Below are 10,053 nucleotides of genomic sequence, written 5' to 3' on the forward strand. Positions count from 1 at the left end.
GTGAGCGAATACGAGATCGAGACGGTCGACGCCGTCGAGGACGACGCCGGCGACGCCGGCCCGGCGCCGGTCGTGGCGGTGGTGGGGCGGCCGAACGTCGGCAAGTCCACCCTCGTCAACCGGATCCTGGGCCGCCGCGAGGCCGTCGTGGAGGACGTCCCGGGCGTGACCCGCGACCGGGTCGCCTACGACGCGGCGTGGAGCGGCCGCCGGTTCACCGTCGTCGACACCGGCGGCTGGCTGCCCGACTCCTCCGGCCTGGCCGCGGCGATCGCGGAGCAGGCGCGGCTGGCGGTCGACCTCGCGGACGTGGTGATGTTCGTGGTCGACGCGACCGTGGGCGCCACCGACGTGGACGAGGCCGTGGTGGAGATCCTGCGCCGGTCCGGCAAGCCGGTGGTGCTGGTCGCCAACAAGGTCGACGACATCGGCGCCGAGTCGGACGCGGCGCTGCTGTGGTCGCTCGGCATCGGCGAGCCGCACCCGGTCAGCGCGCTGCACGGGCGCGGCAGCGGCGACCTGCTCGACGCGGTGCTGGACGCGCTGCCGGTGGAGCCGCCGGCGGAGACGTTCGGCGCGGAGGGCGGGCCGCGCCGGGTGGCGCTGCTCGGCCGCCCGAACGTCGGCAAGTCGAGCCTGCTGAACAAGCTGGCGGGGGAGCAGCGCGCGGTCGTCGACTCGGTGGCCGGGACGACCCGCGACCCGGTCGACGAGCTGATCGAGCTCGGCGGCAGGACGTGGCGGTTCATCGACACCGCCGGGATCCGGCGGCGGCACCGGGAGAACCAGGGCGCCGACTTCTACGCGACGCTGCGCACCCGGTCGGCGCTGGAGCGCGCCGAGGTCGCGGTCGTGCTGGTGGACGCCGGCCAGCCGCTCGCCGAGCAGGACCTGCGGATCATCTCCATGGTGATCGACTCCGGCCGGGCGCTGGTCATCGCCTACAACAAGTGGGACCTGCTGGACGAGGAGCGCCGCCACTACCTGGAGCGCGAGATCGACCGGCAGCTGCACAACGCGCGCTGGGCGCCGCGGGTGAACATCTCCGCGCGGACCGGCCGGCACGTGGAGAAGCTGGTGCCGGCGATCGACGCGGCGCTGGAGGGCTGGGGCACCCGCGTCCCGACGTCCAAGCTGAACCAGTTCTTCGCCGACCTGGTGAACTCCCACCCGCACCCGGTGCGGGGCGGCAAGCAGCCGCGCGTGCTGTTCGCGACGCAGGCGGGGGTGCGCCCGCCCCGGTTCGTGCTGTTCACCTCCGGGTTCCTGGAGGAGGGCTACCGGCGGTTCATCGAGCGGCGGCTGCGGGAGGAGTTCGGCTTCGCCGGCGCCCCGCTCGACATCGCGATGAAGATCCGCGAGAAGCGCGGCAAGGGCAGGAAATAGCGGAAATCGGCGGTGCGGCCCGTCCAGGATCTTCCCGGACGGGCCGCGGCATGTCAGGATGCCTACTACGGGACGCGAGTAAGTCCTCCATTACTCGCCGATCCCGGGACGGACACCGGTTTCGTCCGGAGGCGGCGGCCTCCGGACCCCAGGGCGCGGGTCGAGGGGTGCGACGTGAAGCTCTTCCTACTGCTCTCCGCGGCGGCGGCATGCGTGGCGCTGAGCTTCGTCTGGCGGGAGCCGTGGATCGGCGGCGTCGGGCTGCTGGTCGCCTTCATCGCGATGTTCACCGACCGCGACGACGTGCGGACGGACGACGAGCGCGCCAGCTACGAGACCACCAAGGCCGTCCGCAACATGCGCGCCCGCGACCGCCTGTGACGCCGCGGCGCGCCCGTCACCGGTCGCGGCGCGGGTCGCCCGCGACGTGCTGGTCGCCGGGCCGGGGCGGGGGGCCGTGCTCGGGGCGGCTCTCCCGCGCGTAGCGGCCGTGCACGATCGGCTGGGTGGTGTTCGACCCGCCGGCCGGTCCGGGCCCGTCCGCCCGCTCGTCCGCCCAGGCCCGCTCGCGCGCGCCGACGACGGCGAACCGGCCGAGCGCGAACGCGGCGAGGAACACGATGACGACGCCGAGTCCGGTGAACCCGGACAGCTGCTCGGCGACGACCTGGCCCTCGCTCGTGCCGAGCGGGGTGCCGACGCCGGGCACGTCCCACAGGGCGGCGAGGAACGGGCCGACGGCGAACCAGGCGCCGCCCAGCGCGGCGAGCCAGCCGCCGAACATCGCCATGGCGCGGTTGGCGCTGGCGAGGAGGATCAGCCCGCCCAGCACGGCGGCGGCGCCGGGGGCGATGCTGAGTTGCAGCCGGTCGGTGTTGTAGACCCAGGTGTCGTCCGGCGTGAAGCCGAATCCGAAATAGGGGCCGGCGAACGGCAGCAGGCCGCCCCACAGCCCCAGCAGGATCAGCAGGACTCCGCTGAGGACGCCCCGGGTGCGCGGTGCTCGCATGGTCCCAGTCATGATCATTCCTCCTGACCGGGCTTCTGATTCTGTTTCGAGACACCGTTTACCCGGAGGTGGGCCGCCCACACGGCCGGAAGGCCCACATATGGCCAAAAAGGGAGCATTTCCATGGAAAGCGACATCGCGCTCGTGTACGCGCGGGAGGAGCCGCCGCGGCGGTGGGACGCCGCCGTCTTCCTCGCCGGGCCCACGCCCCGCTCGCCCGGCGTCGCCTCCTGGCGGCCGGACGCGGTCGCCGAGATCCGCCGCCGGTGGCGCGGGCCGGGGCGGCTCGCCGTGTTCGTCCCCGAGGACCGGCACGGCCGCTACCCCGACTACACCGGGCAGGTCGAGTGGGAGGAGCGCTGCCTCCACCTGTCCGACGAGGTGATCTTCTGGGTGCCGCGCGACCCGGCGACCCTGCCGGCGTTCACCACGAACGTCGAATGGGGGATGTGGCACGACAGCGGGCGCGCGGTCTTCGGCGCGCCGCCGGAGGCGCCCGGGAACCGCTACCTGCTGCACTACGCCGCCAAGCACGGCGTGCCGGCGGCGGAGGACCTCGCGGGGACGGTCGCGGCGGCGCTCGACCGCATCGGCGCCGGCGCGTCCCGGACGGGCGGGGAGCGGGAGGTGCCCCTGCTGCTGTGGCGGGACGAGGTGTTCCAGACCTGGTACGCGGGGCAGCGGGACGCGGGGAACGTGCTGCTCGGCGCGCGGGCGGTGTTCCGGTTCGGCGTGTGCTGGGGGCTGCACGTCCGCGTGCACGTCGCCGCCGAGGGGCGGGCGAAGGAGAACGAGATCGTCATCGGCCGGCCGGACGTCTCGGTCGTCGTGCTGCACCGGCGCCGCGCGGCCCTCGACGAGACCGAGGTCGTGCTCGTCCGCGAGTTCCGCAGCCCGTGCGCGGCCGGGTTCGTCCGCGAGCTGCCGGGCGGTTCGGGCGCGGGCGGGCCGGTGCGCAGGGCTCTCGCCGAGGTCGCCGAGGAGACCGGGCTGGCGCTCGCGCATGAACGGCTGCGCGCGCACGGAGCGCGGCAGCCGAACGCGACCATGTCCGCGCACCGGGCGCATCTGTTCTCCGCCGAGGTGACGGGGGAGGAGCTGGAGCGGCTGCGGGCGTCCGGCCCGCACGGGGTTGCGGCGGACGGGGAGCGCACCTATGTGGAGGTCCTCCCGTACGGGCGGATCAGGCGGGAGCGCCTGGTCGACTGGGCGAACCTGGGGATGATCACGGAGGTCCTGCTGGACGCCGGCTGACCGCATCTGCGAGGCATCTGACGGAGATGCCTCGCAGTATCGAGAGATATTCCGCTCTTCACCTTGCATCTGCGGTTGGCTAGGCTGGGCCGCGTGACCACGTTCAGGATCAGCGAGGCCGCGGCGCTGCTCGGCGTCAGCGCGGACACCGTCCGCCGCTGGGTGGACGGGGGGCGGCTCCCCGCGTCCCGCGACGAGCACGGGCACCGGCTGGTGCCCGGCGCCGAACTGGCCGCCTTCGTGCGCGACCAGGCGCGCGGGGGCGCGCCGTCCGACCAGCCCGAGCGGTTCTCCTCGGCGCGCAACCGGCTGCGCGGCATCGTCACCGACGTCGTCCGGGACGGCGTGATGGCGCAGGTGGAGATCCAGGCGGGCCCGTTCCGGGTGGTGTCGCTGATGAGCCGGGAGGCCGCCGACGACCTCGGCCTTCAGGCGGGCGTGGTCGCCGAGGCGGTCGTGAAGTCGACGAACGTCGTGGTCGAGGTGGCGGAACCGGGGGCATCATGATCAAGCGCGCCGCGGCGGCGCCCCTCCTGCTGGCGGCCCTCCTGCCGGCGGCCCTGGCCGGCTGCGGCGAGGTCGAGGAGACCCCGTCCGGGACGGGCGGCGGCGACGGCGGGCGCGGCGGGACGCTGACCGTGTTCGCGGCGGCCTCGCTCACCGAGGCGTTCACCGCGCTCGGGAAGACCTTCGAGGGCTCGCACCCCGGCGTGCGGGTCAGGTTCAACTTCGGCGGCAGCTCGACGCTCGCGCAGCAGATCACGCAGGGCGCGCCGGCGGACGTGTTCGCGTCCGCGAACCCGGCCACGATGCGGACGGTGACCGATGCGGGCGACGCGGCCGGGCCGCCCCGCGTGTTCGCCAGGAACCGCCTGGTCATCGCGGTTCCCAAGGACAACCCCGGCAAGGTGTCGGGGGTGCGCGACCTGTCCGCGCCCGGGCTGAAGGTGGTCCTGTGCGCCGTGCAGGTGCCGTGCGGGTCCGCCGCGAAGACCGCGCTCGACGCGGCCGGCGTCCAGGTGCGGCCGGTGTCGCGGGAGCGGGACGTCAAGGCCGTCCTCACGAAGGTCGGCCTGGGCGAGGCCGACGCCGGGCTCGTCTACCGCACCGACGCCGAGGCCGCGGGCGGGGAGGTCACGGGCATCGAGTTCCCGGAGGCGGCCGAGGCCGTCAACGACTACCCGATCGCCGAGGTCGCCAAGGCCCCGGCCGGCGCGCTCGCCGAGGACTTCATCGGGCTCGTGCTCGGCGCGCGGGGCAGGGCCGTGCTGGCGGAGGCGGGCTTCGAGGCGCCATGAGGACCGACGCCGTCCCGGGCCGGCCGCCGTGGATCCTCGTGCTGCCCGCGCTGGCCGGGCTGGCGTTCCTGGTGCTGCCGCTGCTCGGGCTGCTCGTCCGCGCGCCGTGGTCGACGCTCGGCACCCGGCTCGTGCAGCCGCAGGTCCTGGACGCGCTCCGGCTGTCGCTGCTCAGCGCCACCCTCGCCACCGGGCTGTGCGTGCTGTTCGGCGTCCCGCTGGCCTGGACGCTCGCCCGCGTCCCGTTCCCCGGCGTCCGCCTCGTCCGGGCGCTGGTGACGGTGCCGCTGGTGCTGCCGCCGGTCGTGGGCGGCGTCGCGCTGCTGCTCGTGCTCGGCCGGCGCGGCCTGGTCGGCGGGTGGCTCGACGCCGCGTTCGGGATCACGTTCCCGTTCACCACCGCCGGGGTCGTGCTGGCCGAGACGTTCGTCGCGATGCCGTTCCTGGTGATCAGCGTGGAGGGCGCGCTGCGCGCCGCCGACCTGCGCTACGAGGAGGCCGCCGCCACCCTCGGCGCCGGCCGCTGGACGGTCTTCCGCCGGGTCACGCTGCCGCTCGTCGCGCCCGGCGTGGCGGCCGGCGCCGTGCTGTGCTGGGCGCGGGCGCTCGGCGAGTTCGGCGCGACCATCACCTTCGCGGGCAACTTCCCCGGCCGGACGCAGACGATGCCGCTCGCCGTCTACCTGGCGCTGGAGACCGACCCGCAGGCCGCGATCGTGCTCAGCCTCGTGCTGCTCGCCGTCTCGGTCGCCGTCCTGGCCGCGCTCCGCGACCGCTGGGTGGGCACGGCGTGAGCGAGGCGGCATGAGCGAGGGACTGGACGCGCGGCTCGTGGTGCGGCGCGGCGGGTTCGCGCTCGACCTGCCGCTCACCGCCGCGCCCGGCGAGGTCGTCGCGCTGCTCGGCCCGAACGGCGCCGGCAAGAGCACCGCGCTGCGCGCGCTGGCGGGGCTCGTCCCGATGGCGGGCGGGCACCTCCGGGTGGACGGGGAGGACCTGCGCCCGCTGCCCGCCGACCGCCGCGGCATCGGCATGGTCTTCCAGGACTACCTGCTGTTCCCGCACCTCAGCGCGCTGGACAACGTCGCGTTCGGGCCGCGTTGCCGGGGCGCCGGCCGCCGCGCCGCCCGGCGCGCCGCCGCGGAGTGGCTCGACCGCGTGGGGCTCGCCGGGTACGCCTCGGCCCGCCCCCGGGCGCTGTCGGGCGGCCAGGCGCAGCGGGTCGCGCTCGCCCGCGCGCTGGCCGTCGAGCCGCGCCTGCTCCTGCTGGACGAGCCGCTCGCCGCGCTCGACGCCCGCACCCGGCTGGAGATCCGGGCGGCGCTGCGCCGCCACCTCGCCGGGTTCACGGGCGCGGCGGTCCTCGTCACCCACGACCCGCTGGACGCGATGGTGCTGGCCGACCGCATCGTCGTGGTCGAGGACGGGCGGCTCGTTCAGGAGGGGGCGCCCGCCGACATCGCCCGCCGCCCCCGCACCGGCTACGTGGCGCGGCTCGTCGGCCTGAACCTGTATCGGGGGAGGGCCGAGCGCGGGACCGTGGTGATCGGCGGCGGCGACGCAACCCTGGACACGGTCGACTCACCTGAGGGTGAGGTGTTCATAGCCTTCGCGCCATCCTCGGTGGCGCTGTACCGGACGCGCCCCGACGGCAGCCCCCGCAACCTCTGGCGCGCCCGGGTGGCCGCGGTCGAACGGCACGGGGACCGGGCCCGGGTGCAGCTCTCCGGGCCGCCTTTCGACGCGGTCGCGGACGTCACTCCGGCCGCCGTCGCGGAGCTCGAATTGTCAGAGGGCAGCATGATTTGGGCGGCCGTGAAGGCCACCGAAACTCACGTTTACCCAGCTTGACCGTGCCCATACCGAACCACGCCGGGGTGGCGGGCGTCACGTCCGCCGCCGCGTGATAACAATCACAAAACGGGCAAGAAGCCTCAAATGCGGACGGGATTGGTCCAGACCAAATGGCAAAAACGACGCGTCTTGTTCATCATGCAAACATCCTGCGAACAGCTGAAGGAGTAGCCCGTGTCCATCCAGGTCCCCGGCCTCGACCAGGCCCCTACCGGCCACACCGAACTGATTGAGTGGGTACGCGGGATCGCCGAGCTGACCAAGCCGGACCGCGTGGAGTGGTGCGACGGCTCGGACGAGGAGTGGGAGCGGCTCACCGGTCTCCTCGTCGAGCAGGGCACGCTCACGCGGCTCGACCCGGCCAAACGGCCGAACAGCTTCCACGCCGCGTCCGACCCCACCGACGTCGCCCGCGTCGAGGACCGCACGTTCATCTGCTCCGAGAAGGAGGAGGACGCCGGTCCCACCAACAACTGGGTCGCCCCCGCCGAGATGAAGCAGACCCTCGACGGCCTCTTCGACGGCTGCATGAAGGGCCGCACCATGTACGTGGTGCCGTTCTGCATGGGCCCGCTCGGCGGCAACATCTCCCAGCTGGGCGTCGAGATCACCGACTCCGCCTACGTCGCCGTGTCCATGCGGATCATGACGCGGATGGGCGAGCCCGCGCTGCGCCTCATCGAGGAGCGCGGCTCGTTCGTCAAGGCCGTCCACTCCGTCGGCGCGCCCCTGGAGCCCGGCCAGGCGGACGTCAAGTGGCCCTGCAACTCCACCAAGTACATCACCCACTTCCCCGAGACCCGGGAGATCTGGTCGTACGGGTCGGGCTACGGCGGCAACGCCCTGCTGGGCAAGAAGTGCTACGCGCTGCGGATCGCCTCGACGATGGCCCGCGACGAGGGCTGGATGGCCGAGCACATGCTCATCCTGAAGCTCACCCCGCCGGAGGGCGAGACCCGCTACGTCGCCGCCGCGTTCCCGTCGGCGTGCGGCAAGACCAACCTCGCGATGCTGGAGCCGACCATCCCCGGCTGGAAGGTCGAGACCATCGGCGACGACATCGCCTGGATGCGGTTCGGCGACGACGGCCGGCTCTACGCGATCAACCCCGAGGCCGGCTTCTTCGGCGTCGCGCCCGGCACCGGCGAGAGCACCAACGCCAACGCCGTGAAGACGCTCTGGGGCAACAGCATCTTCACCAACGTCGCGCTCACCGACGACGGCGACGTGTGGTGGGAGGGCCTCACCGACGAGCCGCCCGCGCACCTCACCGACTGGCGGGGCAACGACTGGACGCCGGAGTCCGAGACCCCGGCCGCGCACCCGAACGCCCGCTTCACCACCCCGGCCGGGCAGTGCCCGATCATCGCCGACGAGTGGGAGGACCCGAAGGGCGTCCCGATCTCGGCGATCCTGTTCGGCGGCCGGCGCGCCACCGCCGTCCCGCTCGTCACCGAGGCGTTCGACTGGCAGCAGGGCGTGTTCCTCGGCGCCAACATCGCGTCCGAGAAGACCGCCGCCGCCGAGGGCACCGTGGGCGAGCTGCGCCGCGACCCGTTCGCGATGCTGCCGTTCTGCGGCTACAACATGGGCGACTACTTCGGCCACTGGCTGGAGATCGGCAAGGCCACCGACCCGGAGAAGCTGCCCCGGATCTACTACGTCAACTGGTTCCGCAAGAACGCCGACGGCAAGTTCATCTGGCCCGGCTTCGGCGAGAACAGCCGCGTGCTGAAGTGGATCGTCGAGCGGCTCAACGGCAAGGCCGACGCCGCCAAGTCGCCGATCGGGCACCTGCCGACCAAGGAGGCGCTCGACACCGACGGCCTCACCATCGACGACGCCGACCTGGACACGCTCCTGTCGGTCGACAAGGAGGTGTGGAAGCAGGAGGCCGCCCTCGTGCCGGAGTTCTTCGAGAAGTTCGGCGACCACCTGCCGCAGGCGCTGTGGGACGAGTACCACGACCTGGTGCGCCGCCTGGAGCACTGACCTCCCGGCGGCCGCCGGCGTGACGCGCGGGCCGGTCGCGGACTTTGCCGAGTCCGCGACCGGCCTTTGGCCTCTCCTGCACTGCGCGGGGGCAGCAATGGGGCAAGTCCCCGTCCCGGGAGGCCGGAATGTTCGACTCGATGACCCGCCACTGGTGGGTGCTCGGGCTGCGCGGCGCGTTCGCGATCCTGTTCGGCATCGTCGCCTGGGCGTGGCCCGGCATCACCGTCCTGGCCCTGGTGCTGCTGTTCGGCGCGTACGCCCTCGCGGACGGCCTGGTCGCGGTGACGCAGGCGTTCCGCGGCGCGTCCGGCGGGCCGCGCGGCCTGCTCATGCTCGTCGGGTTCGCCGGGATCGCGCTCGGCGTCACGGCGCTGGTGTGGCCGGGCATCACCGCGTTCGTGCTGCTCATGCTCATCGCCGCGTGGGCGGTCGCCACCGGCGTCCTGGAGATCGTGGTCGCCCTCGCGATGCACCGGGAGCTGCGCGGGGAGTGGGCGTACGTGCTGACCGGCGCCGTCTCGCTGCTGTTCGGCATCCTGCTGTTCGCCTGGCCGGTCTCCGGCGCGATCGCGATCGTCTGGCTGATCGGGCTGCTGGCGATCCTGAGCGGCGCCGCCATGCTCGGCGCCGCGTTCCGGCTGCGCCGGCTCGGCCACCGCGCCGAACGCCGCCGGATGGGCGCGGCCGCCCGCCACTAGCCGCGGTGCCGCCGGCCCGGCGCGACCTCAAGCGAGCTTGAGGTCGCATAGGATGCGGGGCATGACGCGGCTTGAGCACCGGGTGCACGAACTGACCGTCGGGCAGCTCGCCGAGCGGAGCGGCGTGGCCGTCTCGGCGCTGCACTTCTACGAGTCCAAGGGGCTGATCAGCAGCCGCCGGACGGCCGGCAACCAGCGCCGGTTCAGCCGCGACACGCTCCGCCGGGTCGCGTTCATCAAGGTGTCGCAGCGGGTCGGGATCCCGCTCAGCGACATCCGCGACGCGCTCGCCACCCTCCCCGAGGAGCGCACCCCCACGGTCGCTGACTGGGCGCGCCTGTCGGAGGCGTGGCGCAGCCACCTCGACGACCGCATCCGGCAGCTGGAGAAGCTCCGCGACGACCTCACCGACTGCATCGGCTGCGGCTGCCTGTCGATCAGCAGGTGCGCGCTGGCCAACCCCTACGACCGGCTCGGCGACGAGGGCCCGGGGCCGCGCAGGCTGCCCAGCACCTCGTCGGGGACGCCGATCCCTGCGGCCATCGCGACGCCGGGGTGG

General features: G+C 73.7%; 11 protein-coding genes. 10 read left to right on the forward strand and 1 reads right to left on the reverse strand.

Annotation, left to right across the window (positions count from 1 at the left end; all coding sequences use genetic code 11):
• A complete protein-coding gene (gene der, locus ABTW95_RS14810; protein WP_500226522.1) occupies nt 1-1,386 on the forward strand; it encodes a ribosome biogenesis GTPase Der in 1,386 nt (461 codons plus the stop codon).
• Between the two features lie 174 nt (nt 1,387-1,560).
• Nucleotides 1,561-1,767, forward strand: a complete 207-nt coding sequence (locus ABTW95_RS14815; RefSeq protein WP_500226523.1) for a hypothetical protein — start codon at nt 1,561-1,563, stop codon at nt 1,765-1,767.
• Between the two features lie 16 nt (nt 1,768-1,783).
• On the opposite strand, the gene ABTW95_RS14820 is transcribed toward ABTW95_RS14815, so the two are convergent.
• On the reverse strand, nt 1,784-2,407 hold the full coding sequence (locus tag ABTW95_RS14820; RefSeq protein ID WP_500226524.1) for a hypothetical protein: 624 nt from the start codon (nt 2,405-2,407) through the stop codon (nt 1,784-1,786).
• A 111-nt stretch (nt 2,408-2,518) separates the two neighbouring features.
• Between ABTW95_RS14820 and ABTW95_RS14825 the strand changes: the two genes are divergently transcribed.
• The 8 genes from ABTW95_RS14825 to soxR form a co-directional block, all read left to right on the forward strand.
• Nucleotides 2,519-3,649 carry a nucleoside 2-deoxyribosyltransferase domain-containing protein gene (locus tag ABTW95_RS14825; RefSeq protein WP_500226525.1) on the forward strand — a complete coding sequence of 377 codons (1,131 nt, stop codon included), beginning with the start codon at nt 2,519-2,521 and terminating at the stop codon, nt 3,647-3,649.
• A 93-nt stretch (nt 3,650-3,742) separates the two neighbouring features.
• The gene (locus tag ABTW95_RS14830; RefSeq protein ID WP_396445785.1) at nt 3,743-4,156 is read left to right on the forward strand and encodes a TOBE domain-containing protein; all 414 of its coding nucleotides are present in this window, start codon (nt 3,743-3,745) and stop codon (nt 4,154-4,156) included.
• Nucleotides 4,153-4,947: a molybdate ABC transporter substrate-binding protein gene (gene modA / locus ABTW95_RS14835; protein WP_500226526.1), complete on the forward strand. Its 795-nt coding sequence runs from the start codon at nt 4,153-4,155 to the stop codon at nt 4,945-4,947. Before ABTW95_RS14830 ends, modA begins: the two co-directional genes overlap by 4 nt.
• Nucleotides 4,944-5,741, forward strand: a complete 798-nt coding sequence (locus ABTW95_RS14840; protein WP_396445787.1) for an ABC transporter permease — start codon at nt 4,944-4,946, stop codon at nt 5,739-5,741. The genes modA and ABTW95_RS14840 overlap by 4 nt, the downstream gene beginning before the upstream one ends.
• Before the next feature lie 10 nt (nt 5,742-5,751).
• Complete coding sequence (locus ABTW95_RS14845; RefSeq protein ID WP_500226527.1) at nt 5,752-6,798, forward strand: ABC transporter ATP-binding protein; 1,047 nt, start codon at nt 5,752-5,754, stop codon at nt 6,796-6,798.
• Between the two features lie 177 nt (nt 6,799-6,975).
• Nucleotides 6,976-8,793, forward strand: a complete 1,818-nt coding sequence (locus ABTW95_RS14850) for a phosphoenolpyruvate carboxykinase (GTP) (RefSeq protein ID WP_500226528.1) — start codon at nt 6,976-6,978, stop codon at nt 8,791-8,793.
• Nucleotides 8,794-8,921: 128 nt separating this feature from the next.
• Nucleotides 8,922-9,494 (forward strand): HdeD family acid-resistance protein, encoded by a 573-nt coding sequence (locus ABTW95_RS14855; protein WP_396445790.1) that lies wholly within the window; start codon nt 8,922-8,924, stop codon nt 9,492-9,494.
• 61 nt (nt 9,495-9,555) lie between these two features.
• A partial coding sequence (gene soxR / locus ABTW95_RS14860) for a redox-sensitive transcriptional activator SoxR (RefSeq protein WP_500226529.1) occupies nt 9,556-10,053 on the forward strand: 498 nt, incomplete at its 3' end.

The sequence above is a fragment of the Spirillospora sp. NPDC127506 genome (assembly GCF_040302145.1).
Lineage (GTDB): Bacteria > Actinomycetota > Actinomycetes > Streptosporangiales > Streptosporangiaceae > Spirillospora.

What these genes read in the sequence shown, in the direction of transcription:
- ABTW95_RS14825 (WP_500226525.1), top strand. Translation starts at nt 2,519, where the DNA reads ATGGAAAGCGACATCGCGCTCGTGTACGCGCGGGAGGAGCCGCCGCGG.
- ABTW95_RS14845 (WP_500226527.1), top strand. Translation starts at nt 5,752, where the DNA reads ATGAGCGAGGGACTGGACGCGCGGCTCGTGGTGCGGCGCGGCGGGTTC.
- ABTW95_RS14820 (WP_500226524.1), bottom strand. Translation starts at nt 2,407, where the DNA reads ATGACTGGGACCATGCGAGCACCGCGCACCCGGGGCGTCCTCAGCGGA.
- modA (WP_500226526.1), top strand. Translation starts at nt 4,153, where the DNA reads ATGATCAAGCGCGCCGCGGCGGCGCCCCTCCTGCTGGCGGCCCTCCTG.
- ABTW95_RS14840 (WP_396445787.1), top strand. Translation starts at nt 4,944, where the DNA reads ATGAGGACCGACGCCGTCCCGGGCCGGCCGCCGTGGATCCTCGTGCTG.
- ABTW95_RS14855 (WP_396445790.1), top strand. Translation starts at nt 8,922, where the DNA reads ATGTTCGACTCGATGACCCGCCACTGGTGGGTGCTCGGGCTGCGCGGC.